At 70.9% G+C, this 24,509-nt stretch carries 16 protein-coding genes; 8 read left to right on the top strand and 8 right to left on the bottom strand.

The window, feature by feature from the left end:
- Positions 1–6: 6 nt before the first annotated feature.
- The 3 genes from urtC to urtA all read right to left on the bottom strand — a co-directional run bounded on the left by urtC (position 7) and on the right by urtA (position 3,487).
- Positions 7–1,140, bottom strand: coding sequence for an urea ABC transporter permease subunit UrtC (gene urtC / locus WME79_RS31470; RefSeq protein ID WP_437522347.1), 1,134 nt, complete (start codon positions 1,138–1,140; stop codon positions 7–9).
- A gap of 14 nt (positions 1,141–1,154) precedes the next feature.
- Positions 1,155–2,051: an urea ABC transporter permease subunit UrtB gene (urtB, locus tag WME79_RS31465; RefSeq protein WP_437522345.1), complete on the bottom strand. Its 897-nt coding sequence runs from the start codon at positions 2,049–2,051 to the stop codon at positions 1,155–1,157.
- A 134-nt stretch (positions 2,052–2,185) separates the two neighbouring features.
- Positions 2,186–3,487: an urea ABC transporter substrate-binding protein gene (gene urtA, locus WME79_RS31460; RefSeq protein WP_437522343.1), complete on the bottom strand. Its 1,302-nt coding sequence runs from the start codon at positions 3,485–3,487 to the stop codon at positions 2,186–2,188.
- 666 nt (positions 3,488–4,153) lie between these two features.
- On the opposite strand from urtA, the gene WME79_RS31455 reads away from it, so the two are divergent.
- On the top strand, positions 4,154–4,924 hold the full coding sequence (locus WME79_RS31455; protein WP_437522341.1) for a hypothetical protein: 771 nt from the start codon (positions 4,154–4,156) through the stop codon (positions 4,922–4,924).
- A gap of 491 nt (positions 4,925–5,415) precedes the next feature.
- Positions 5,416–5,943, top strand: coding sequence for a hypothetical protein (locus WME79_RS31450; protein ID WP_437522339.1), 528 nt, complete (start codon positions 5,416–5,418; stop codon positions 5,941–5,943).
- A gap of 208 nt (positions 5,944–6,151) precedes the next feature.
- Here WME79_RS31450 and WME79_RS31445 read toward each other — a convergent pair whose 3' ends face one another.
- The 3 genes from WME79_RS31445 to WME79_RS31435 are packed head-to-tail and all read right to left on the bottom strand — an operon-like array spanning position 6,152 to position 10,792.
- A complete protein-coding gene (locus tag WME79_RS31445; protein WP_437522337.1) occupies positions 6,152–7,963 on the bottom strand; it encodes an outer membrane protein assembly factor BamB family protein in 1,812 nt (603 codons plus the stop codon).
- A gap of 1 nt (position 7,964) precedes the next feature.
- Positions 7,965–9,128, bottom strand: a complete 1,164-nt coding sequence (locus WME79_RS31440; protein ID WP_437522336.1) for a tetratricopeptide repeat protein — start codon at positions 9,126–9,128, stop codon at positions 7,965–7,967.
- A 5-nt stretch (positions 9,129–9,133) separates the two neighbouring features.
- The gene (locus WME79_RS31435) at positions 9,134–10,792 is read right to left on the bottom strand and encodes a protein kinase domain-containing protein (protein ID WP_437522334.1); all 1,659 of its coding nucleotides are present in this window, start codon (positions 10,790–10,792) and stop codon (positions 9,134–9,136) included.
- A 356-nt stretch (positions 10,793–11,148) separates the two neighbouring features.
- Between WME79_RS31435 and WME79_RS31430 the strand changes: the two genes are divergently transcribed.
- The 5 genes from WME79_RS31430 (at position 11,149) to WME79_RS31410 (ending at position 20,892) form a co-directional block, all read left to right on the top strand.
- A complete protein-coding gene (locus tag WME79_RS31430; RefSeq protein WP_437522332.1) occupies positions 11,149–12,084 on the top strand; it encodes an ATP-binding cassette domain-containing protein in 936 nt (311 codons plus the stop codon).
- Positions 12,084–13,142, top strand: coding sequence for an ABC transporter permease (locus WME79_RS31425; RefSeq protein ID WP_437522330.1), 1,059 nt, complete (start codon positions 12,084–12,086; stop codon positions 13,140–13,142). Before WME79_RS31430 ends, WME79_RS31425 begins: the two co-directional genes overlap by 1 nt.
- Positions 13,143–13,360: 218 nt before the next feature.
- Complete coding sequence (locus WME79_RS31420) at positions 13,361–16,228, top strand: ATP-binding protein (protein ID WP_437522328.1); 2,868 nt, start codon at positions 13,361–13,363, stop codon at positions 16,226–16,228.
- An 88-nt stretch (positions 16,229–16,316) separates the two neighbouring features.
- On the top strand, positions 16,317–17,888 hold the full coding sequence (locus WME79_RS31415; RefSeq protein ID WP_437522326.1) for a response regulator: 1,572 nt from the start codon (positions 16,317–16,319) through the stop codon (positions 17,886–17,888).
- A 250-nt stretch (positions 17,889–18,138) separates the two neighbouring features.
- Positions 18,139–20,892: a beta-propeller fold lactonase family protein gene (locus tag WME79_RS31410; protein WP_437522324.1), complete on the top strand. Its 2,754-nt coding sequence runs from the start codon at positions 18,139–18,141 to the stop codon at positions 20,890–20,892.
- Positions 20,893–20,898: 6 nt separating this feature from the next.
- Here the strand turns inward: WME79_RS31410 and WME79_RS31405 are convergent, their stop codons facing one another.
- Together WME79_RS31405 and WME79_RS31400 are read right to left on the bottom strand one after the other, a co-directional pair.
- On the bottom strand, positions 20,899–21,525 hold the full coding sequence (locus WME79_RS31405; RefSeq protein WP_437522322.1) for a TetR/AcrR family transcriptional regulator: 627 nt from the start codon (positions 21,523–21,525) through the stop codon (positions 20,899–20,901).
- Entirely contained in the window at positions 21,522–22,391 is an 870-nt protein-coding gene (locus tag WME79_RS31400) for an alpha/beta fold hydrolase (RefSeq protein WP_437522320.1), read from the bottom strand. The genes WME79_RS31405 and WME79_RS31400 overlap by 4 nt, the downstream gene beginning before the upstream one ends.
- A 367-nt stretch (positions 22,392–22,758) precedes the next feature.
- Between WME79_RS31400 and WME79_RS31395 the strand changes: the two genes are divergently transcribed.
- On the top strand, positions 22,759–24,117 hold the full coding sequence (locus WME79_RS31395; protein WP_437522318.1) for an LLM class flavin-dependent oxidoreductase: 1,359 nt from the start codon (positions 22,759–22,761) through the stop codon (positions 24,115–24,117).
- Positions 24,118–24,509: the final 392 nt, after the last annotated feature.

Here is a 24,509-nt window from a genome sequence, read left to right as displayed (position 1 = left end):
CTCCCCTCAGCGCCCCGTCGTCGCCGGCGCCTCTGGGCCCGCCGCCGGGTCAACCTCATCCCCGCCCGCCGGCCCCGCCGCGCTGCCCGTATCGCGGCGCGAGAGCTTCGCGGCGTGCCGCTGCAGGAAGCCCGAGACGCCCTTCGGGAGCAGCATGACCGACGCCGCGAAGAGCGCGCCGAAGCCGAGCTGCCACACCTCGGGGTACGACTCGCTGAGCGCGCTCTTGCCCAGGCTGACCAGGATCGCCCCGACGACCGCGCCGATCAGCGTGCCGCGCCCGCCGACAGCCACCCAGGTCACCATCTCGACCGACGGGATCACGCCCATCGACGAGGGCGAGATGAGGCCGACCTGGCAGACGAACAGCGCGCCCGCGATGCCCGCCATGCCCGCCGACAGCGCGAACACAAGCGTCTTCAGCGTGACCGGGTTGTAACCGAGGAAGCGCACCCGGTTCTCGTCGTCCCGCATCGCCACGAGCAGGCGCCCGAAGCGCGACTGGGTGAGCTTCCGGCACAGGAGATAGAGCGCCCCGAGGCAGAAGAGCGTCACGAAATAGAGCACCGTCTGCGTCCCGGCTGCCCCCCGCGCGAAGCCGAAGATCGTCTTCAGGTTCGTGATCCCGTTCGTGCCGCCCGTCAACGCCTGCTGGCCGATGAAGAGGATCGACGCGATCAGCGTCAGCGCCTGGGTGATCAGCGAGAAATAGACCCCCTGGACGCGGCTCCGGAAGACGAGATAACCCACCGCGGACGCGATCGCCATCGGCAGGAGGACGACGGCGCAGAGGGCCACGACCGGCGAGCGGAACGGCTCCCAGAAGAGCGGCAGCGCCTCGAGGCCGCTCCAGCTCATGAAATCAGGCAGGCGCGAGCCGGACGTCTCCAGCTTCAGGTACATCGCCATCGCGTAGCCGCCGAGGCCGAAGAAGAGCCCCTGCCCGAGGCTCAGCATCCCGCCATAGCCCCAGATCAGATCGAGGCCCAGGGCGACGATGGCGTACGTGAGGAACTTGCCGAGCAGGTTCAGGCGGAAGTCGGAGAGCACGAGCGGCGCGACGAGGAGCGGCAACGCCACGGCGAGGGGCGCTCCCCAGGTCCAGACGAAATTGCGAAGGGCGGAGTCTCGAGGGGCCATGTCCGTGTCCTCTCCTATCGTGTGCGCAGGGCGAGCAGGCCTGTCGGACGCCACTGCAAGAAGGCGATCACCAGCGCGAACACGAGCGCCTTGCCGAGCGACGCCGTCGTCGAGAGCTCGAGCAGCGTGTTCGCGACGCCGATCACGAGCGCAGCCACCACCGTGCCAGGCAGCCGCCCGAGGCCGCCGAGGATGACCACCATGAAGGCGTCGACGATGTAGTTCGTCCCGAGCGACGGCCCGATCGAGCCGAGCTGCGTCAGCGCGCACCCCGCGATCCCGGCGAGCCCGGCGCCGAGCGCGAACGTCGCGGCGTCGACCCGGCGCGAGCGGACGCCGAGGCACGAGGCCATCTCGCGGTTCTGCATGACCGCCCGCAGCCGCCTGCCGCCCGCGGAGCGGTGCAGGTACGTGTAGACGGCGGCGATGCACGCGATCACGAGCGCGATGAGGAAGACCCGCTTGTAAGGCAGCTGGACACCGCCCGAGAGCGCCACGCCGCCGCTCAGCCACGATGGGCTCGAGACCTGCACGTTGGACGCGCCGAACAGGCTCCGGGCGGCCTGCTGCAGCACGAGCCCGACCCCCCACGTGGCGAGCAGCGTGTCGAGCGGCCTGCCGTAGAGGAAGCGAACCATCGAGAGCTCGAGCAGGAGCCCGAGCACGCCGGCCACGAGGAACGAGGCCGGCAGCGCGAGCAGGAACCAGAGCCCGGCCTCGGTCCCCCCGACGACCGGCGCGACGTGGTGCCCGATGACGTACGTCGTGTAGGCCCCCGCCATGATGAACTCGCCGTGGGCCATGTTGATCACGTTCATGAGCCCGAAGGAGAACGCGAGGCCCATCGATATGAGCAGGAGGATCGAGCCCAGGCTCAGGCCATTGAAGGCGTGGAGGAGAACTTCGTTCATTCTAGAGCACCCAACCGATCGAGACGCCGCGCACAGAGAGGTTCGAGCTGCGGAGGTACAGAGGGCATCATGACGAGGCCCAGCGCCCTCCGCGGCTCCGTGGTCCGGGCTTCGGGCTTTGCGCTCGCGCCACGCTACTTCGCGGCCAGCTCCTTCGCCCAGGGGTACGCGCTCAGGTACGGATCCGGCTGGACCGGCTTGCCCGAGCTCCACACCTCGTCGATGAGGCCGTCCTTCCGGACCGCGCCGATACGGACCGTCTTCCAGGTGTGCTGGTTCGTCCCGTCGAGCCGGACCAGGCCCTCGGGCGCGGCGTACTCGATGCCTCCCGCCTTCACGGCCTCCTTCACCTTGGCGACCTCGGTCGACTTCGCCTTCTCGACGGCCATCTTCCACAGATAGACCCCGAAGTAGCCCGCCTCGATGGGGTCGTCCGTGACGCGCGTGGCGCCGTATTTGGCCTTGTACGCGTCGACGAACTTCTTGTTCTCGGGGGTGTCCGTCGTCTGGTAGTAGTTCCACGAGACGAGGTGTCCGGCGATGTTGTCGGCGCCGATGCCGCGCACCTCCTCCTCGGCGACGCTCACCGAGAGGACCGGCAGCTTGTCGGCGGTGTAACCGGCGTCCTTGAACTGCTTGAAGAACGCCACGTTGCTGTCGCCGTTCAGCGTGTTGAAGATCGCGTCCGGCTTGGCCGCGCTGATCTTGCTGATGATCGTGCTGACCTCGGTCCCGCCGAGCGGCAGGTACTCCTCGCCGGCGAGCTCACCGCCCTTCGCCGCGAGCTGAGCCTTGATGATCTTGTTGGCCGTGCGCGGAAAGACGTAGTCGGAGCCGAGCAGGTAAATGCGCTTCTTGCCCTTCTCGAGCAGGTAGTTGACCGCGGGGACGATCTGCTGGCTCGGCTCGGCGCCGGTGTAGAAGATGTTGGGCGACTGCTCCAGGCCCTCGTACTGGACCGGGTAGAAGAGCAGGCCGTTCAGCTCCTCGAACGAGGGCAGCATCGCCTTGCGGCTGGCGCTGGTCCAGCCGCCGAACACGACCGCCACGGCGTCCTGCTGCACGAGCTTCCTGGCCTTCTCGTTGAACGTGGGCCAGTCGCTGGCGCCGTCCTCGACCACGGGCACGAGCTGCTTGCCGAGCACGCCGCCCGCCTTGTTGATCTCCTCGATGGCGAGCAGCGTCGCGTCCTTCACGGCCACCTCGCTGATCGACATGGTGCCGCTCAGCGAGTGGAGCACGCCGACCTTGATGGAGCCGCTGTCCGAGGCGGGCGCCACGGGCGCCGTCCCGGGCGCAGGAGCCTCCTCGTTCGCCTTGCCGCAGGCAGAGAGCAGGGCCGCGCCGGCGAGCGCCGCCATCGCGACGCAGAGCGCCCGACGCCGAGAGGTGCCCGACGCCGGCCGATCCTCAACGTCCAATCCAGACGTGTACATATTCAACGCATCCTCCTTGGGTGCCGAGGGCGCGTCCAATGCCCTGCATCGACGCGGCGCGGCGATTCGACTGCACAAGAGCCGTTGGGAGTTCGGGAGCCGGCCACTGGAGACTCCCGGCTGGACACTCCGGAGGGCCGCCCTGCACAGCAGAGCGCGGTCCCCGGACAAGGGCCAGCCACACGACGTCGTGGTGAAAGGCCTTATGCCGAGTGCCATGTTTCGTCGAGGTTTCGTCGACGTGAAATGTCGCCCGGCCGGGAGGCGCGGTGCGTTTTCCTCAGGCCGTTTGGATTTCTGGCCACAAAGCGCGCCGAGCGATCCATCGTTGTTCCCGTTCCGCTCGAGATTTCGCCCCGGTTACGGTGCCGGTGTGATGCGCCGCACGCAGGGCGCGGGAGCGGCCGGGAGTGGGGCGGTTGGACGCGCACGCGCACGCGCGACCTCGCCCGGGGTCGTCACGCCCGATGTCGCTTGAGCCAACACGGTGTGGGGCGCTCTGGCCGCTGCGCGCACGAGCGCTGCGTGCTCCGGCGCTGTGGCGAGGAGGTGTGCTCTCCAGTGCAGTAAAAAACTTGTATCAAGAGCGGCAGATGGCGAGTACACTGATAGATGCTGTCTGCGCCCTGTGCTCGGTCGACACGGAGGGCAGGCGGGGTGGAGCCTATGAGAAGCACGAATCACTTGCCCGGCGAGACGGATGGCCGAACCACGAGCGGCGGAGCGGCGCCGGACGGCGTCGCCGCCGGGCCGCGGGACGAGAACTCGGTGGTGATCTCCCTGAGCGCGCTGCTCGCGGTGGAGAAGGACGCCTCCACCAAGAGCCGCGCGCGGGCCGATCACGGCGCGAGGAGCTCCGGAATGGTGGATGGCCACGGGTCCGCCGCGGGCGACGGAGAGCGCAGCAGCTACCTGGAGATCTTTCCGTTCGGCGTGCCTTCCGAGCTGCCGGCGTTCAGGCCGCCCGATCTCACGCCCGTGCCCTCCGAGGTCCCGATCGACCTGCGCCCGCCGCGCGCGCGGCGGGCCGCGGGCGTGCGCTACGGAATCGTGGGCGTCCTCGGGGCGGCGGTCGTCGCCAGCGCGGTGTGGTTCGGCGCCCCGCGTGAGACGCTCCAGGCGGCTGCGCAGCCCGGCGTGCGGCACGCGGCGAGCGCGGCGCTGGCGCAGCTGCCGAAGGTGGAGGCGAAGGCCGCGGCCGCGCCCGCCGAGGCGCCTCCGGCCAAGAAGAAGGGCGACAAGGCGCGCGAGCGCGGGGCGAAGGCCGCAGCCGCCGCCCCCGCAGCCGGGGGCAAGGCGTCGGCGAAGCGCGCCGCGGAGAGCAGCGGACCGGCGACCGCCGCGCCGCCGGCGAGCCAGGGCGGCGCGCGTACAGCGGGCGACCCCTGCAAAGGCGACCTCGACTGCGCCATGCGGCGCGCCGCGGGCGGCTCGTAACACCGCGCACGCACGCAAAAGGGCCGAGAGCTCGCCGCTGCTCCATCGAGATCTCGATTGTTCGGAGGGCGACAGGCCACCAGCGAGCTCTGGTGGGCGCCTCCTCTCTCACCTTTGCTGTTGAGGTCGTCCGCGTGCCCAGCGCGTTCCCCTGGAGCAGGTTATCCACGCGGAGCCGCTTGATCTCCCGCACCTGCCCTGTGCTAGGGTCTGCTCCTGCTGCATAAAACTGCTGACAACCGATCTGTCGCGGTGGATTGTGCGCACATTGTGCAGAGACATGTGTGCTCCTCGCGCGACCGCTTGCGGCGCAGAGGCGCAGCTGTAGGCACGAAGCAGATACCATCACGTAAAATTCTGGTGTAGGAACAGCGCCCGGCGCCGACGGTGGCGTTGAAGTGCACAGGAAGCGTGTTCCGGCGACGTCGCTCGACGTGTATTGCCGAGTTACGAGCCGAGCGGCGCGACCCTACTCGTCTGGAGGTGGATTCATGAAAGCTTTCGGTTTCGCAGCGATCCTGGTCAGCGTGGGTATGATGGCGGCCTGTACGGTCACGAGCGGTGATGGCGACACGAGCGGCGACGGCGGCTCGGGTGGCTCCTCGGGCTCGACCACCACCACGTCCTCGGCCACCACGGGCGAGGGTGGATCAGGCGGGACGGGCGAGGGCGGCACGGGCGGGGGCGAGGAGTGCTCCGACTCCGGGACCGAGGACGAGTGCTTGGACTGCTGTGATGAGACATACGCGGAAGGGCTGGAGGCCCTCGGGATTCACGGGTTCGAGGCGTGCGGTTGCACGGCTGACGCCACGTGCGCCAGCGTGTGCGATACCACCGATGCCACGACCGACGTCTGCAACGATGACGGCACCATCAACCTGGATGCGAACAACGCCGACTGCGTGGCGTGCCTGAATGAGCTCGCCGAGGACGATGCCTGCATCGAGGCCGCCGCGGCCGCCTGCGAAGGCGATGCGACGTGCAGCCCGTACCTCGAGTGCCTGGGCACCTGCCAGTGATGGCTCTCAGGCGCCGAGCCGGCGTCGTGCGCCATCGATCCTGAGGTGATCCGAGCCGGCCGGGCAGGACAGGCGATCTCGTCGAGATCGCCTGTCCTGTTTTGTCGCGTACCGTCCTGACGGCGACCATCAAGGGTCGCGCGCGCCGAGCAGCCCCCTGCGATGAGCGGTCCTGCCGGACGCGAACCTGCCAGGGATCGCCGGCGCCCTACGGCGAGAGCCTGACCACCAGGATGTCGGACCAGGTCGACTGCGCCGTGGTGCCGTCGAGGTCCACGCTGCCCTCCACGGTCCCGGCGAGCAGGACGTGGCCGCGGTCCACGAACGACGCGACCCCCGCCGCGGACCGGCGCCCGCCGCTGCTCCCGGCGCCCGGCCCGAGCCGCTTGCTCCAGACGTGGCGCCCCCCGGCGTCGAACCGCGCCACGACGATGTCGCTGCCGCCGCCGGCGCCGTCGAGCGGCCCCCCGCCGAGGTGGGTCGGGCCCTCGACGTCGCCCGCCAGGACGAGCCCGCCGTCCGCCTCGAGCGCGAGGCGCGGCGGCCGCTCCGCGGGGTAAGCCCGGCTGAAGCGGTGCTCTCGCGCAGGCCCGAGCTCGGCCACGAACGCCGACATCCCCTCCGAGAACAGGGCGTTGCCGCCGAGATCGAGCAGGCCCTCGAACGTCCCGCTCAGCGCGATCTCGCCGCTCTGTCCGATCTCGATGTCGCCCCCGTGCTGCCGGCGGCCGTCGCCGAACGCCAGCGACGCGATGTGCCCGCCGCGCTCGTCGAGCTTGGCCAGGAACACGTCGCTCATCCCCGCGGACAAGAGCCGGGGCGCCTCCTCGCCGAGCTGGAGCTCGCCTTCGAAGGTCCCTGTCATGACCACATCCCCGCGCGGGTCCACCGCCACGCCCGTCGGCTCCTGTATCCCCGCGCCGCCGAACTGCTGCGTCCAGAGCGGCAGGCCCGCCGCGCTGAGCTTGGTCACCGCCACGTCGGTCCCGCTGGGCTCCATCAGCGTCGACACGACCACGACCTCGCCTGCCGTCGAGACCGCGACGTCCTGCGGCCTGCCAGAGAGCCTCGCCCCCCAGCGCAGCCCGCCCTCGGCGTCCAGCTTGATCACGAACCCCTGCGGCGTGCCGGCGGTGAGCCCCACGGCGCTCATCACCCCCACGAGCTCGCCCGTGATCGCGACCTCTCCATCGCGATCCACCGCGAGCGCCTGCAGCGAGCCTCGCCCCTCGTCGACGAGCCGGCGCGTCCACAGCACGGCGCCGTCCGGATCGAGCCGCGCCACGAAGACGTCCTGCTCGGCGCTGCTCGCGATCTGCCCTGCGCCGAGGTCGAGGGAGCCCTCGAACTCGCCGCCTAGGATCGCGAAGCCCCCGGGGCCCGCCGCGAGCGCGCGCGCCCGCTCCTGGCCTGCGCCGCCGAGGAGCGCGCTGAGCGGTCCGCCGGGGAGCACCGCGCCGCAGTCCCATCCGCCGTTGCAGTCCTCGTCGGCCGGCGTTGTGCAGTCCTCGACGCGCGGCGTGACCTCGCCGGCGCAGGCGCCCCACCGGCCGTCGAGCCCGCACGTCCGCCGGCCGGCGCTGCACGCGCCGACGCCCACGGTGCCCGGCGGTCCTCCGTACGGGCACGGCTCGACGGTCCCGGGGGCGCAGGCGCAGACGGCGCTGCCGCCGTCGGCCGCGGGATCCTCGGTCCCGCCGCTGTCGCCGTCCACCTCGTCGATCGCGCCGTCGCAGTCATCGTCGGCCGCGTTGCCGCAGCGCTCCGGCGCAGGCGTCACCTCGCCCTCGCAGGGGCCGTAGCCGTCGCCGGCGGCGTTGCACCGCATGAGGCCGGTCTGGCAGGCGCCGACCCCCTCGGTCGCCGGCGGCCCGCTGTAGCAAGCGATGGTCGAAAGCGGCGCGCAGCCCTCCTCCACGAGGATGCCGTCCTCGAGCCCGAGCAGCGCGTTGCAGCCGGCGCAGCCGAGCGCCACGAGGGTGAACCGCAGGCCGAGCCCGGTCGTGCCGCGCGCGCCCACGTCAATACCTCCCGCCCACGACAAGGGAGAACCCGCCGGGACCGGCGGCGGCCGCCGCTATGGCGCGGCGCGAGGGCGGGCCGGCGGCGCTGGGCGGGGCGGTCCAGAGGAGCAGGCCGGCCGCGAGCAGCGCGGCGGTGCCGGTCGAGAACGCGATCGTCGAGGCGGTGCCGGCCTTCTGCGCGTCCTCGCGGAGCGCGACCCCGACAGCGTCGCAGCGGCTCCGCGCGTCGCAGTGGCCGCGGTTCGAGGCGTCCCTGCGGGCGATCGCCTCCGCGCCGAACACGGCGCCAAGGCCGAGCCCGACGAGGCCGGCGCCGCCGGTCGCGAGCGCGATCAGGCGCTGCGCGCGCCCTGCGCCGGCGCCGCCTCCGCGGTCGTCGAGCGGCAGGACGGGAGTGGGGCCTTTCGTCGCGGCGGTGAGCGCGCGCGGGGGCGGCTCCTGCTGCAGGAGGGGCACGTCGATGACGACGGCCGCGCCGTCGGGTGGGACGGCGCGCACGACCGACCAGCGCTTCCTGCCGGGCGCCTTCGCCTCGACCGTGTGCGTCCCCGGGTCGACCGGGAGCGCCTGTCCCCACTGGGAGGGCAGGAGCAGCACGCCGTTGCGGCGGATCTCCAGCCCCGGCGCGGCGCTCCCGGGGGGCACGGCGATCGCCATCCGCGAGAGCCTCGGCTCGAGCGCCGCCGCGAGCGCGGCCGCGCGCGCAGCGCGGGGGTCTCCCGCGCTCTTCGCGATGGCCGCGGTCTCGCTGAAGACGTTCCAGGCGCCCGCGGTCTTGCCTGTGCGCGCGAGGCACTCGCCGAGCCGCAGGAGGAGGTTGAGGGCGGTTGGATCGAGCGTCCGGCCCTGCTCGAGCATGGCACATGCCTCGGCGATGCGGCCCGCCTCGAGCAGGCGCGTCGCAGCCTGATAGAGCGCGAGCACCTGCTCCTTGTGTCCGCCCGGCTGTCCCGGGTTGGGCTGTCCCGGGTTGGGTTTGGGCTGTCCGAGGTTGGGCTGTCCGAGGTTGGGGCTCGTCTGTGCCGTCTCGGACTGCGCCGGACCGGGCTCGCCGGCCTGGCCGCTCGCCGGCGCGAGCGACAGCGACAGGGCCGCGAGGGCGGAAGCGAGCCCGCGCGGGCGCGAGCAGCAGGGGACCTTCGGCAGGGCTCCTCGGCGCATGGCGATTACCACGGGCTGTCCGGCGCGCCCACCACCGCCGCCGCGGCTTCAGCGCCGCTGCCGGGCGTCGCCACGAGGGACGGCGCGCCTGCCGCCGCGCCCCGGGCGGGCGCCGGCGCATCCGCCGCCGTCCGCACCGCGGCGCCAGCGGCGGGCGCCGGTGAGGACCCAGACGCGTGCGCCCCGCGCGCCGGCGCGCGCTGCGTGCTCCCCGTACTCCCCGCATTCGCCCGTGCGGGCGGCGCGGCCCTCGTGGACAGGACGGCGTCGGCTCCGCTGCGGGCGGCCGGGCGCGCACCTCTGGCGTCGGCCTGGGGAGCATCGCACGCGCTGGCAGCGCCGTCGTGCAGCGCACCTTCGGCCGTGTCATCCGGCCCCTGGAACGACCCGGCTGCCACAGCGTTCCCCTTCGGCTCCGCGGCGAGCCCCTGCGGCACCCCCGCGAGGTGCTGCGCACCGGCGCCGTCGGCCCAGGTCAAACCCGCTGCCCGCGGCCACCCGGGCGACAGGAGGATCGCGGCCAGCGTGGCGCTCGCGGAGACCGCGCCGGCCGTCGCCGCCAGCCAGGTTCGCCTGGGGCGGCGGCCCTCGCGCCTCGTCTCGGCAGGCCCGGAGGCCGTCGTGGGCGGCCGCGCGGAGGTCGCGGCCGGCCGAGCGGAGGGCGTGGCCGGCAAAGCGGAGTTCGTGGGCGGCCGCGCGGCGGTCGTGGGAGGCCCATCGTCCAGCCACGTGAACGTCGGTTTGCTCCGGTGCACCCCCGTGGGCAGCGTCGCGTCGGGCGCTCCGCGCAGCGCGAACGGCGCGAGCGCGGCCGCGAGCTCGCGGGCCGAGGCGGGGCGGCGCGTCCGGTCCTTCTCGAGGCAGCGCATCACGATCTCCTCGAACCCCTCGGGCAGATCGGCGCACGCGTTCCGGAGCGGCCGGGGCGCCTTCTCTGACACGACCAGCACGAACTGCTCCAGCGTCTCCGCGCCGAACGGCAGCGTGCCGCTCACGAGCTGGTAGAGCACGACCCCGAGCGCCCACAGATCCGCGCGCAGATCGATGTCCTTGGGCGTCAGCATCTGCTCTGGCGCCATGTAGCGGCGGGAACCCATGACCGACCGCGTCGTCGTCATCTCGAGCCCGTCGTGCTCCGGCTTCGCGCTCATGAACTTCGCGACGCCGAAGTCGAGCACCTTGAGGAGCGGCGTGCCGTCGATCCGGTACGTCAGGAACAGGTTCGCGGGCTTGAGGTCCCGGTGCACCATCCCGAGCGCGTGCGCCTCCGTCAGGGCAACGCAGGCCTGACGGACGTACTCCGCCGCCTCGTCGACCGGCAGCCGCCCGCGGCGTTCGAGGATCGAGCGGAGATCGTTGCCCGAGAGGTGCTCCATCACGATGTACGGCACCGGCAGCGCGATCCCCGGCCTCGGGGCGAGCGCGCCCAGGTCGTAGATCCGCGGCACGTGCTCCGTCTTCATCCGGAACATCCCGCGCGCCTCGCGCTGGAACCGCCTCAGCAGCGCCGCGTTGCCGCAGTGCTCCGGCCGCATGAATTTGACGGCCACCAGCTCGCCCAGCGACAGGTGCCGCGCCGCGACGACGGCCCCCATCCCGCCGATGCCAAGAGGCCGCTCGACCCGGTAGCGGTCTGCGATGACCTCGCCGCAGTGCACGGGCACCACTCCCTCTTCATCGCTCACCACGCGCCCCCCCACTCCGTCGCTCTGAGCTTGCAGACCGGCGCCAACCACGATTCCGGACCGGATGGTTCCTTGCAGGGCCACGCTCGACGCGCTCGCCGCAGGTGTCTGGTGAGATTCGATTCTCCGGAGAGGCGATAGGTCGCGTCGTCCGTCGAATTTTCCGGCGCTCCTGTGGGCGCGTGGAGGTGCGCTTCATCTGCTGAGGGCGATCCGGGGGCGCCTCCGCCCAGCACACGTCGTCGCGCCGAAGGCCGTGATGGGTCGCGCCGAAGGCCGCGTTGGATTGAAGTGTCCCGGTTCCTTTCTGCCGTCCCCTGCGATACAGACGTGCCGTGTCTGCCTCTCCCGCCCTGGTCTGCCGCGGCCTGGTCAAGCGTTATGGGGACGTCGTGGCCGTGAACGGGCTCGACCTCGAGGTGCAGCGCGGCGAGTGTTTCGGCCTGCTCGGCCCGAACGGCGCGGGCAAGACGACCACGGTGGAGATCCTCGAGGGGCTGACCCGCCCCGACGCCGGCGAGGTCGAGGTGCTGGGCGAGCGCTGGGTGGGGGACGGCATCGCGCTGCGCGCGCGGCTCGGCATCCAGCTCCAGGAGACGCGCTTCCCGGACAAGCTCCGGGTCGGCGAGGTGATCGCGCTGTTCCGCAGCTTCTACCCGCGCGGCATCGAGCCGGAGCAGGCGCTGCGCTGGGTGGCCTTGCAGGAAAAGTCGAGCGCGTTCGTGCGCACGCTCTCGGGCGGGCAGAAGCAGCGGCTGTCGCTCGCCTGCGCGCTCGCGGGCGATCCGGAGGTGCTGTTCCTCGACGAGCCGAGCACCGGCCTCGACCCCGCGTCGCGCCGTCAGATATGGGCCATCGTCGAGGATCTGAAGGCCCGTGGCCGCACGATCCTCCTGACCACGCACTACATGGAGGAGGCCGCGCGCCTCTGCGACCGCGTGGGGATCGTCGATCAGGGGCGGCTGCTCTCGCTCGGCACGCCGGCGGCGCTCGTCGCCTCGCTCGGCGCCGAGCACGTCGTGGAGGTCGAGGTGGACGCGGAGATCGCCGAGGAGGAGCTCATGGGGCTGCCGGGCGTGGAGGCCGTGCGCTCCGCGCAGGGGGCGCTCCGGCTGACGGTGCGCGACGTCGCGCGCGTGCTCCCGCCGCTGCTCGCGCTCTGCGCGGCGCGCGGGGCCACGCCGAAGCGGCTCGCGACGCACCACGCGAGCCTGGAGGACGTGTTCATGGCGCTCGCCGGGCGGACGCTCGCGGACGACGAGGCCGCGTGATGGCGCGGTGGCTCCGCTCCCTGCGCGCCTCGTCGCTCGCGCTCCTCATCCGGGCGCGGGTGGTGGAGTTCCTGCGCGAGCCCGAGGCGATCTTCTGGATGTTCGTGTTCCCGATCCTGCTCTCGTCGGCGCTGGCCGTCGCGTTCAGGGACCAGCCCGCGGAGCCCGTGCGGGTGAGCGTCGAGGAGGGCGCCGGGGCCGAGCCGCGGCGCGCGGCGCTCGAGGCGTCGGGGCAGGTCGTCCCGCGGGTGGTCCCGCGGGCGCAGGCGCAGCAGGAGCTCCGGACGGGCAAGGTCGCGCTGGTCGTGCTCGCCACCGATCCGCCCACGTACTGGTTCGATCCGGCGCGGCCGGAGAGCCGCCTGGCCCGGCTCGAGGTGGACCAGGCGCTCCAGCGCGCGGCGGGGCGCGCCGACGCCTTCCGCCCGGCCGCGCTCGAGGTGACCGAGGCCGAGAGGGGCTCCCGCTACGTCGATTTCCTGGTGCCCGGGCTGCTCGGCATGAACGTGATGTTGACCGGGATCTGGGGGATCGGGGTCGCCATCGTGCAGCAGCGCATCGGCAAGCTCCTGAAGCTGTTCGTCGCGTCGCCTATGCCGCGGTGGCAGCTCCTCGCGTCGCACCTCGGGGCGCGGCTTGTGTTCCTGGCGCTCGAGGTCGTGGCCCTGCTCCTGTTCGCGGTCCTCGTGCTCGGCGTGCCGATCGCCGGTTCGCTCGCGGCGCTCGCGCTGGTCGCCGTGGTCGGCGCGCTGTCGTTCGCCGGGGTCGGACTGCTCATCGCGGCGCGGCCGCGGACCCTCGAGGGCATCTCGGGCCTGGGCAACCTCGTCACGTTCCCGATGTGGATCTGCTCCGGCGTCTTCTTCTCGGCCGATCGCTTCCCCGACGCGATCCAGCCTTTCGTCCAGGCCTTGCCCCTCACCGCGCTGAACGACGCGCTCCGCGGCGTGATGCTCGAGGGGGCGCCGCTCGCCGTGATCGCGCCCGAGCTCGCGCTGCTCGTCGTCTGGGGTGTCGCGACCTTCGCGCTCGCCCTCAAGCTCTTCCGCTGGGAGTAGACCCCGCTGCCAGCGCCACCGGGCCACGGTGCGCGAGCTCACCGGCGCACGCTGTGCGCCAATCGATCCCTCGTTCAGCGAGCATGTCAGTCCACCTGCGTCGTGGTGGCGGCGCAGTCCTCTTCAGGCTCGCATGCTCCTACCGTGTGTCCATATTTTCTGTTCAGGACATTGACCTTCCAAAGTGGCGCGGTCCTGTAGTCGTGTACGATGACCGCATGAATGAACGGGGGGAGCGGAGCAGCCAACGCCCTCGCACCGCACCGAGTCTGTCCTTCTGGGTCGCGGGGCCGCTGGCCATCGCGCTGCTCGTGTTCGTGGGGCCGGGGCTGTGGATCGCGGCGTGGGCCATCGAGGGCGCGATCCTGAAGAACGAGCTGGGCGTCCTCGCGCGGACCCATGACGAGTGGACCCGCCGCATGAACGACCGCCTGATCCAGGCAGAGGCGAGCGCCGCGCGGTACGGCCGCGTGCTCACCTCCGCGTTGCATGAAGTCGAGGGAGAAACCCCGCAGAAGTTCGACGCCCTCGTCGGGCCGTCGCGCGACGGCGGCATGGTGTCGCGCAACGCGGGCTTCGAGCGCAAGCGAGACGCCGTCGTCTGGCTGCCCGCGGGGTACCCGCTCGACGACCAGGAGAAGGTCTTTCTCCTGGAGTTGAAGCGCATGACCGAGCTGTACTCGGCGGGGGCGCCCGGTGAGCCCATCAACACCTGGCTCATCCCCAGACGGAACGGGCTCGTGATGTACTGGCCCAGCCACACGAGCTACATCGACCAGGTCGACACGACCGTCGATTTTGTCAACTCGGAGTGGACGACGCTCGTGCTCCCGGCGAACAACCCGGAAGGAAAGCCGCGCTGGACGCCGACGAGCTACGACCCAGGGGCACGCGAGTGGATGGTGAGCGTCGTGGTGCCGTTCTTCCGCAACGGGGTGTTTGCGGGCAGCGCCGGGCACGATGTCACCGTCAACGCGGTGATGGACAGCTTCCGGGAGCTCTCCCTGTATCCGGGGACAGAGCACGCGCTCGTGAGGGGCGATGGGACGGTGCTCGTCTCGAGCGTGCACCAGGACAAGATCCACGGGAGCAAAGGGACGCTGACGGTCGATTCCATCGGCGACGACGAGCTCAAGCGCGCGTTCGAGGCGGCGAAGCGCGACGACGCCGTGGCGGCGCACGTGGTCGGCCGCACGGATCAGCGCGTGATCGTGGCGGCGCGCATCGCGGCGCCGGACTGGTATCTGCTCACCGACGTACCCCGCGCGGCGCTGCTCTCGTCGGTGAAGGGGCTGTACTGGGATTACTGGCTGATCGCGGCGTTCTCGATCCTGGCGCTCGTGGCGCTGCCCGTGCTCGTGATCATGCGCGTGACCTTGCCGTCCGTGCGGCAGCTCGTCACCGCGGCCGAGCGGATCCGGGGCGGTGACCTCGAGCAGCGCTTCGAGGCGTCAGGCACCCGGGAGTTCGTGCACATCGGCGACGCGCTGAACGGCATGGCCCAGCAGCTCCGTGAGACGTTCGCCGCCCTGGCGAAGACGAACGAGGAGCTCGAGCAGCGCGTCGAGCAGCGCACCGCCGAGCTCAAGGAGGCGACGGTCGCCGCGGACGCGGCCAACAGGGCGAAGAGCGACTTCCTCGCCAACATGAGCCACGAGCTGCGGACGCCGCTCAACGGCATCCTCGGGTACGCCCAGATCCTGAAGCGCTCCAGGAGCCTGGGCGAGCAGGATCTGCGCGGCGTCGAGGTCATCGCCGAGTCCGGCTCTCATCTGTTGACCCTCATCAACGACGTCCTCGATCTGGCGAAGATAGAGTCGCGGACGATGGAGATTCACCCCAACGATTTCCATTTCCCGTCGTTCTTGCACGCGACGGCCGAGATCTGCCGGATCCGCGCGGAGCAGAAGGGGATCACGTTCGTGTTCAAGCCCGGCCTCCCGCTGCCCGAGGGGGTGCGCGTCGACCAGCGGCGCCTGCGTCAGATCCTGCTCAATTTGCTCGGCAACGCCATCAAGTTCACCGAGAACGGCAGCGTCACCTTCACGGTCGCCGAGATGCCAGGCGGGCCACAAGGCGCGCGCAAGGATCGCCCGGAGGACGGCGCGAGCCCCGAATCGCGAACCCAGATGCACAGGATACGCTTCGAGATCGAGGACACGGGGACCGGCATCAGCGCCGAACACCTGGACCAGATATTCCTGCCCTTCAAGCAGGTCGGAGACAAGAGTCGCCACCGCGAGGGCACCGGGCTCGGGCTGGCGATCAGCCAGCGCATCGTGACGCTGATGGGCAGCTCCATCCAGGTCAGGAGCGAGCTCGGGAAGGGCAGCGTCTTCTGGATGGACCTGACGCTCGCCGAGGCGCCCAACTGGACGGACACCGTGAGGCGCACGGAGCGGGGGCAGATCGTCGGCTACAAGGGCGCGCGACGGAGGCTCCTTGTGGTGGACGACAAGCCGGAGAACCGCGCCGTGGTCATCAGCATGCTCGCGACCCTCGGGTTCGAGCTGGCGGAGGCGAACGACGGCCAGGAGGGCCTGGACAGGACGGCGAGCGAGAGGTTCGACCTGATCATCACCGATCTCGCGATGCCCGTGCTCGACGGCTGGGAGATGATGCGCCGCATGCGAAAGGCGCCAGAGCTCGCAGGGACGGTCATCATCGCGTCCTCCGCCAGCGCCTTCATCACCGACCAGGACAAGAGCCTGGAAGCAGGCGCGGACGATTTCCTGGCCAAGCCGCTGCAGATGGATGAGCTGCTCGAGAAGCTGCAGCGACACCTCAAGCTGGAGTGGATCTACGAGCGGCAGGACGGCGCGAGCGAGGAGGCGGAGCCGAGCCCCAGCTCGGGTGTGACCAGCACCCCCGATGTCGTCCTGCCCCCGGACGAGGACCTCAAGGCCTTGCGCGATCTCGCGCGCAAGGGGCTCGTCAACCACATCCAGAAATACGCGGACAAGCTCGAGCTGGGCGACCCACGGCTCGCGCCGTTCGCCAAGCACCTGCGCGAGCTCTCCGAGGACTTCCGGCTGGAGTCGATAGAAGAGCTCGTCGGCGGGCGTATCGACGGTGGCGCCCGATGAGCGTCGGCTTGAGATTTGCGGTGAGCGTAGTCATCCTCATGCAGCGTCGCTGACGCGAAGAGTGAGGTTATCCGCTGGAGAGGGCAGTGTGACGAACGTGAGTGACACAGGGACGGTCCTGATCGTCGACGATGAGCCGCGAAACCTGAGGCTGCTCCGCGACAACCTCTCGGGCTGGGGGTTCGAGATCGCGGCCGCGACGAACGGCCTGCGAGCCATCCAGCTCGCGAAGGAGGTGGCGCCGGATCTCATCTTGCTGGACGTGAAGATGGAAGGGATCGACGGATTCGAGACGTGCCGGCGGCTCAAGACGGATCCGGCCACGAGCGACATCCCTGTCATCTTCATGACGGCGAGCACGGAGATGAACGCGGACAAGGTGAAGGGGTTGAACCTCGGCGCCGTGGAGTTCCTCCTCAAGCCGTTCCAGAGCGAGGAGCTGCTCGCGCGCGTCCGGGTGCAAACGAAGCTCAGGCAGCTGATGAAGAGCCTCGCGGCGCAGGTCGAGGAGCGCGTCGCCGCCGAGGCGGCGCTGCAGAAGCTCACGCACGAGCTGGAGCGACGCGTGGCGACGCGGACGGCGGAGCTCGAGCGGGCGCTGGAGGAGCTCACGCAGGCTCAGGCCCAGATGGCGACGGTCATCGGCGCAGCGCAGACGGTCGCCGGCGAGGTCGTCCTCGACAGGGTGCTCGATCGGCTGCTGCGGATCACGCTCGAGCACGCCGGCGCCGAGCGGTGCGTCCTCGTCCTCGCGCGCGAGGGCGGGCTCTTCGTGGAGGCTTCGATCACGAGGGATCGCCCGGACGCGGTCCGGCTGGGGCTCGCGACGCCCGTCGAGGCGGACGCCCAGCTCGCCGTGACGGTCATCCAGGGAGTCGCCAGGACCAAGGAGTCCGTCTTCATCCAGGATACGCGCGGCGAACCAGGCCTCGCCGGGGACCGCTACCTCGGCGCGAGCGGGCCGAGGTCGATCCTGTGCATGGCGATGATGCATCAGGGCGAGCTGACGGGCGTCTTGTATGTCGAGCGCGAGGCGGTCCGTCACCCCTACACGCCGACGCAGCTGGAGACGCTGAGGCTCCTCGCCTCCCAGGCGGCTGTGGCCGTGAAGGTCGCTCTCCTCTACGCCGCTCTCCGCGGCTCGAACGAGCAGCTGGAGACCGAGGTCGCGCGCCAGACCGAGGAGCTCCGCAGGACGAACGAGCGGCTGACGCTGGAGCTCACCGAGCGCGAGCGCGCGGAGCTGGCGCGCGCGGCGCTGCAGGAGGAGATCATCCGGGCGCAGAAAGAGCGGCTGGCGGAGCTCTCCACGCCGCTCATTCCGATCACCGAGCGGATCATGGTCATGCCGCTGATCGGGACGATCGACGCCAGCCGGGCGCAGCAGGCGCTCGAAGCGGCGCTGAACTGCGTGCACACGAACCGGACGGACGTCGTGATCATCGACGTCACGGGCGTGACGATCATCGACTCCGCCGTCGCGACCACGCTGATGGGCACGGCGGCGGCGCTCCGGCTGCTCGGCGCGACGACGGTGATCACCGGCCTGCGCCCCGAGCTGGCGCAAACGCTCGTCTCGCTCGAGATCGATCTCCGCACCGTGGTCACCCGGGGGACGCTCCGGAGCGGCATCGACTACGCGTTGCGCCAGGTCCGCTGACGTCATCATGCCAGCGCGCCTGCGGGACCGCGCGGGTGAGGCGGCATACGGCGGCACATGACGACTCGATATCATGACAGTCGCCCTGTGCGACCACGTAGCCCAGAACACCGCCAGCAATATGGCCATGACGGCGCGACCGCACGAACGTTTTTTTGTTGTTAAACGTATTTATTTTACATAGCTTGAAAGCATGCTGCCATCATGCTGTCTGCGCCGTTTCCTGGCTGTCAGCGTAGGTGCTACGGCCATGTCCCTCGCCGCCGCTCTCCCCGCGGTGGCCGCCACGCCGTTCACGACATTTGAATCGGGCCAGGTCCGCCCCCTGGCCCTGTCGGCGAACGGCAAGCTGCTCTTCGCGGTGAACACGCCCGACAACCGGCTGGAGATCTTCCGCGTCGAAGCCAATCGTCTGCAGCTCAAGGCGTCTGTGCCCGTGGGGCTCGAGCCGGTCGCCGTGGCTGCCCGGGGCGACGATGAAGTCTGGGTGGTGAACCACCTGTCCGATAGCGTGAGCGTGGTCGACGTTCGAGACCCCGCCAAAGCGCGCGTCGTCCGCACGCTGCTCGTGGGCGATGAGCCGCGCGACATCGTGTTCGCCGGGCCGCAGCGCTCGCGGGCGTTCATCACCACGGCCCACCGCGGGCAGAACGCCCCCTTCGATCCGCAGCTCTTGACGCCCGGCATAGGGCGCGCGGATGTCTGGGTGTTCGACGCGAGGCGGCCCGGGGCGTCGCTCGGCGGCACGCCGCTCTCCATCGTGACGCTCTTCAGCGATACGCCGCGCGCGCTCGCGGTGACGCCGGACGGCAGCCGGGTCTACGCCGCCGCTTTCCACTCGGGCAACCGCACGACCGTCATCGACGAGAGCCTCGTGCCGGACGGCGGGGAGGCCGCGGGCGGGCTGCCCGGGCCCGACACCAACTTCGAGGGAGTCCCTCGGCCGGAGGTCGGGCTCATCCTTAAGTTCGACGGGGCCCACTGGGTCGACGAGCTGGGTCGCCCCTTCGACGACGCTGTGCGCCTCTCGCTGCCCGACAAGGACGTCTTCGTCATCGACGCGCTCGCCAACCCGCCGCGGCAGGTGGCCGGGCCAGGCGGCTTCTTCACGGGCGTGGGGACCATCCTGTTCAACATGGTCGTGAACCCGGTGAACGGGAAGGTCTATGTGTCCAACACCGACGCCCGCAACGAGGAGCGCTTCGAGGGGCCGGGCATCTTCGCTGGCCACAGCGTGCGCGGCCACCTGCACGAGAGCAGGATCACCGTCCTCGGTCCGGGCGGCGTCGCCCCGAGGCACCTCAACAAGCACATCGATTACAGCAGCTGCTGCGCGCCGGTACCGAACGACGAGAGCAAGAAGAGCCTGGCGCAACCGACGCAGATGGCCGTGACGCGCAACGGAGCGACGCTGTATGTCGCGGCGCTCGGCTCGGACAAGATCGGCGTCTTCGACACCGCGAAGCTCGAGAACGACACGTTCGTGCCCAGCGCCGCGAACCAGATCCGCGTCCCTGGAGGCGGGCCGACCGGCCTTGTCCTCGATGAAGACAGGCAGCGGCTCTACGTGCTCGCGCGCTTCGATAACGCGATCTCGGTCATCGATACCCGGACCCGCCGTGAGGTCGCGCACGTGCCGATGCACAACCCGGAGCCTCCGAGCGTCGTCCGGGGGCGCCGCTTCCTCTATGACGCGTCGCGGAGCTCGAGCCACGGCGACTCTTCCTGCGCGAGCTGTCATATCTTCGGCGATTTCGACAGCCTCTCGTGGGACCTCGGAAACCCGGACGGCACGGCGCTGGAGAACCCGGGGCCGTTCTGTACCGATCTCTTCGGCCAGGATACGAGCTTGCATCCGATGAAGGGGCCGATGACGACCCAGAGCCTGCGCGGCATGGCGAACCACGGGCCGATGCACTGGCGCGGCGACCGCACGGGCGGCCATGATGCGCCCACGTCCCAGCCGGACAGCGGGGTGTTCGACGAGCGGGCGGCGTTCAAGAAATTCAGCGTGGCGTTCGTCGATCTGCTCGGGCGAGACGAGACGATCTCGGAGGAGGAGATGGACGATTTCACGGACTTCATCCTCCAGGTCACGTATCCACCCAACCCCATCCGCGCGCTCGACGACTCGCTCACGCCCGATCAGAGCGCGGGGCGAGACTTCTTCGGAGGGCCCGTGTCGAGCATCCTCGGCGCCTCGTGCATCGGGTGTCACACCGTCGACCCCGACGCCAACCCCGACGACTTTGCGCCGGGCTTCTTCGGCAGCGACGGCGGATCGGCCAACGCCAACGAGACCCAGCTCTTCAAGGTCCCGCACCTGCGCAATCAGTACCAGAAGGTCGGGATGTTCGGCATGGCGGAGTCGTTCGTGTTCCCGTTCGGCGGCTCCAACGCCCATATGGGCGACCAGGTCCGCGGCTTTGGCTTCCTCCACGACGGCGCCGTCGATACGCTCGTCCGCTTCAATGCGTTCTCCGATTTCGTCCAGACGCCGGAGAACCCCGGCGGCTTCCCCGTCGACGCCGAGGGGGAGCTCCAGAAGCGCCAGGTGGCGGAGTACATGCTGGCGCTGGAGTCGAACCTGAAGCCCATCGTGGGCCAGCAGATCACGCTCACGTCGTCGAACGCGGCGGTGGCCGGCCCGCGCGTCGATCTGCTCGTGGCGCGCGCCGACGCCGGCGACTGCGATCTCGTGGTCAAGGGCTGGTCACACGGGGACGAGCTGGGCTTTCTGTACCTCGGCAATGGCCGTTTTGACGCCGACCGCGCGCGCGCGCCGTGGCGGTCGGACGGCGAGCTCCGCTGGCTGGCCACGAGAGGCGGCAGTGAGCTGACGTATACCTGCGTGCCGCCCGGGTCGGGCGAGCGCATCGGCGTCGACCGTGACGGCGATGGCTTCCTCGACGGTGACGAGCGGGACGCCGGCAGCGACCCGGCCGACCCGGAGAGTGTCCCGCGACGGGGACCGCACGGACCGTCCCCGTGGCCGCATGGCTGAGCGGGCTCACGCGCTCCGTGCGTCGAAGCGCGCCTCGATCCGAGCGACGAGGAGGTCGATGAGCGCGTCGGCCGGGACGCCGAGCGCGGCGGGCTCGCCATCGGCGAGCGCGTCGGCGGTGCGCTCGACCAGGTAAAGGAGGAGCGCGTCCTCGGCGCGGCCGCCGGCTCCGCCGGCGAGGCGGGCCATCGTGTCGAGCTGGCGGGCGCGCTCCGCGACGTACGCTTGACGGATGTCGGCGTCCTCTCCGACGAGGGCGCGGAGGCTCCTGCGCAGACCTCGCCAGCGGTGGTGCAGATCGACGACCGCCGCCACGACGGTGCGCGCGGCCTCCCGGGGCGGGAGATCCTCGCCCAGGATGCGCCCGATCTCGGCCCACTCGCCGCAGACCCACTCCACGTACGCCGCGATGAAGATCTCCTTCTTGTCAGCGAAGTGCTTGTAGAACGTCCCTGGTGAGTACCCGGCCTCGCGCGCGATGCGGTTCGAGTCCGTGCCCGCGTAGCCGTCGCGGTTGAACACCACGCCGGCGGCCGCGATCAGGCGCCGCCGGGTCTCGTCGGGGCTGCCGCGGCGCGGGCGCGACCCGGGCGTGGCGCTTCGCGAGCGGAGGGAGGGGCGCCGCGCGGTCACGCGGCCCTGGGGAGCGCCGCGACGGAGGCAAGGAACGGCTCGACGGCCTCGAGGAAGCGCCCGGGCGCCTCGGCGAAGGGCGTGTGGCCCGTGTCGAGCCACGTGAGGCGCGCGCCCGGGATCGCGCGCTGGGCGAAGAGCGCGGCGCTCCTGGGGATCACGGGGTCCCGGGCGCCCCAGACGAGCAACGTCTCGCACTGGATCGCGCGCGCCGCCGCGCGCAGATCGGACTCCGGCCGCGCGAAGCTCCGCCACACGGCGCCGACGGCCTCGGCGTAGCCTTCACGGCGCCGCGCCGCCTCCACGCGCGCGAGCATCCGGGCCGTGTGCTCGTTGTGGCAGCGCGTGTGGAAGCGCGCGAAGCGGCCCTCGACGGCGCCCGTGACGGCGGGGAGGCCCTTCACGGCGCAGAAGAGCCGCTCGAGCGGGCCGACGCGCGCGAAGCCGCCCGAGTTGACGAGCACGAGCGCGCGCACGCGGCCGGGCGCCCGGCTCGCGAGCCGCGCCGCGGCGAAGCCCCCGACCGAGTGCCCGAGGAGGATGGCCGGGCCGATGTCCAGCGCGTCGAGGGCGTCCTCGAGCGCGTCGGCGAGCAGGGAGGCGCTCATCGCCCGTGGCCGCTCCGGCGCTGGGGACTCGCCCATCGCAGGCCAGTCGAGCGCCACGGTGCGGTGCCGCTCCGCGAGCCGCGGGCGGATCGCGTCGAAGTCGGCCGCCGCGCGCCCGTTCGCCGGCAACAGCACGATGGGCGGGCCAGAGCCGGCCGACGTGACGGCGAGGCGCCCCGCGCGCGTCGCCACGCCGAGCCGGTCAGCCGCGGTCGTCCCAGGAGCGCCGCGCGGCGGCGCTGTCTCGGTGATCGTCATGGTGATAAACTTATCACTAACGGACGCGGGCGCAAGGTGGCTGCGGGATGCGGTCGCCGCCGGTCGGGCTGGCGCCGGCCGCGAGCCGCTCCCCGCGTCGAGGGGCGCCGCTCGGGACTGCCGACTGCGGGAGGGCCGTGGGAGGGGCGGCCGGGCACGAGGCGGGCCGGTGCTGCCCTGCCAGCAATGCTTCCGCAAGCGCTGGCGGTCGGTTGCTGCTCCAGCAGCACGCATCCTCTCGGGGCAGGGGAGGTGCCTTGTTCTCCGCCGCTCCGCCGCCGGGCACGGCGCTTGCGGTGCACGCGGCGGCGCGCGGTGACGTCCGCGCGTCCTCGCGCGAACGCGAGGACCGAGACCGAGGACAGCCATGAGCGACAATCAGCGGAAGATCCGTTTGGGCGCCTTTTTGCCTGGCGCAGGCCACCACGTGGCAGCCTGGCGCCACCCGAAGGCGCAGGCGGACGGAGGCATCAACTTCGCGCATTACAAGCGCATCACGCAGGCGGCGGAGCGAGCCAAGTTCGACGCCGTCTTCCTGGCGGACGGGCTCGCCTTGCAGAACCGGCCTGGAGCGCAGGGCCGCACCGCCTACGGGGCCAGCTTCGAGCCGGTCACCTTGTTCTCCGCGCTCTCGGTCGTCACCGAGCACATCGGCTTCATCGCCACCGCGTCCACCACGTACGAGGAGCCTTACCTGCTGGCCCGCAAGTTCGCCTCGCTGGACCATATCAGCCAGGGGCGGGCAGGCTGGAACGTGGTCACCACCGGCGGGGGCGAGGCGGCGGGGAACTTCGGGCTCGACGCCCACCCCGACCACGCGCAGCGCTATGTCCGGGCGCGCGAGTTCGTCGACGTGGTCACCGGCCTCTGGGACAGCTGGGAGGACGACGCCTTCCTCCGCGACAAGGCGTCCGGGGCTTACTACGACCCGGCCAAGCTGCACACGCTCGATCACAAGGGGAAGTTCTTCTCCGTTCGAGGGCCGCTCAACATCCCGCGCCCGCCCCAGGGACACCCGGTGATCGTGCAGGCGGGATCGTCGGAGGCGGGCAGGGAGCTCGCGGCCGAGACCGCCGAGGTGATCTTCACCGCGCAGCAGACGCTGGAAGACGCACAGGCCTTTTACGCCGACGTCAAAGGCCGGATGGCCAAGTATGGGCGGCACCCCGACCAGCTGAAGATCATGCCGGGGGTGTTCCCCGTGGTCGCCAGGACGGAGTCGGAGGCCAGGGCGAAGTACCAGGAGCTGCAGGACCTCATCTTGCCGGAGGTCGGGCTGTCGCTGCTCTCGGGCCTGTCGGGTGGAATCGATCTGTCCGCGTATCCGGTGGACGGGCCGCTCCCCGAGCTGCCCGAGACCAACAACAACAAGAGCCGGCAAGCGCTGATGTTCGACATCGCGCGCAAGCGCAATCTCTCCATCCGGGAGCTCTACCTCTGGGTGGCTGGAGCGCGCGGGCACTGGACGATCGTGGGCTCGGTGGAGCAGATCGCGGATCAGCTGGAGGCGTGGTTCACGCAGGGCGGCGCCGACGGGTTCAACGTGATGCCGCCGTGGCTCCCGGGCGGGCTGGACGACTTCGTCGAGCTGGTGATCCCGGAGCTGCGCCGGCGCGGGTTGTTCCGAACGGAGTACGAGGGCCGCACGCTGCGGGAGAACCTTGGGCTGGCGCGGCCGGAGAACCGCCACGCGGCCAGCGCGAAGCCGCGGGCGTCGGCGGCCTGAAGCCGTCGACGCCGTGCGAGGGGCGCCCTCCCGCGAGCCAGGGCCAGTCCCTCAATTCGCAGCCAGCAATTGTGCGAACCGGGGGCTCGGCTCCACTCGCCGCACGGCTCCTCGGCGCTAGGCGGACCTTCCTCGACCGCGCTCGGCAGACGCGAAGATTGGCCTGACAGACGCCGCAGACCCCCTGTAGTACCGTCCACATGCTGGCAGCTCAGGGGGCGCGACCGCGACAGGCTGTCGGCGCTGTAGGTGGACCAATGACAGCGGCGCTAGGCGGGGATACCCTTGGGGGGAGCTCGGCAGGGCTCGGGCGAACGGGTTCGGCCGGGCCATGCTTTGCGCGTAAGGCGGAGCCAGGTCGAATAGAATCGGCTGGGCTATCGAATGATGGT

The organism is Sorangium sp. So ce726 (assembly GCF_051521405.1).
Classification (GTDB): Bacteria; Myxococcota_A; Polyangia; order Polyangiales; family Polyangiaceae; genus Sorangium.
The sequence above is the reverse complement of the archived record's forward strand: the minus strand, read 5'-3'. Positions and strand labels throughout refer to the sequence as shown.

Excerpts from the sequence above, each read along its gene's own strand:
- urtC (WP_437522347.1), bottom strand. The coding sequence starts at position 1,140 with ATGGCCCCTCGAGACTCCGCCCTTCGCAATTTCGTCTGGACCTGGGGA.
- urtB (WP_437522345.1), bottom strand. The coding sequence starts at position 2,051 with ATGAACGAAGTTCTCCTCCACGCCTTCAATGGCCTGAGCCTGGGCTCG.
- urtA (WP_437522343.1), bottom strand. The coding sequence starts at position 3,487 with ATGTACACGTCTGGATTGGACGTTGAGGATCGGCCGGCGTCGGGCACC.
- WME79_RS31455 (WP_437522341.1), top strand. The coding sequence starts at position 4,154 with ATGAGAAGCACGAATCACTTGCCCGGCGAGACGGATGGCCGAACCACG.
- WME79_RS31450 (WP_437522339.1), top strand. The coding sequence starts at position 5,416 with ATGAAAGCTTTCGGTTTCGCAGCGATCCTGGTCAGCGTGGGTATGATG.
- WME79_RS31440 (WP_437522336.1), bottom strand. The coding sequence starts at position 9,128 with ATGCGCCGAGGAGCCCTGCCGAAGGTCCCCTGCTGCTCGCGCCCGCGC.
- WME79_RS31425 (WP_437522330.1), top strand. The coding sequence starts at position 12,084 with ATGGCGCGGTGGCTCCGCTCCCTGCGCGCCTCGTCGCTCGCGCTCCTC.
- WME79_RS31420 (WP_437522328.1), top strand. The coding sequence starts at position 13,361 with ATGAATGAACGGGGGGAGCGGAGCAGCCAACGCCCTCGCACCGCACCG.
- WME79_RS31410 (WP_437522324.1), top strand. The coding sequence starts at position 18,139 with ATGTCCCTCGCCGCCGCTCTCCCCGCGGTGGCCGCCACGCCGTTCACG.
- WME79_RS31400 (WP_437522320.1), bottom strand. The coding sequence starts at position 22,391 with ATGACGATCACCGAGACAGCGCCGCCGCGCGGCGCTCCTGGGACGACC.
- WME79_RS31395 (WP_437522318.1), top strand. The coding sequence starts at position 22,759 with ATGAGCGACAATCAGCGGAAGATCCGTTTGGGCGCCTTTTTGCCTGGC.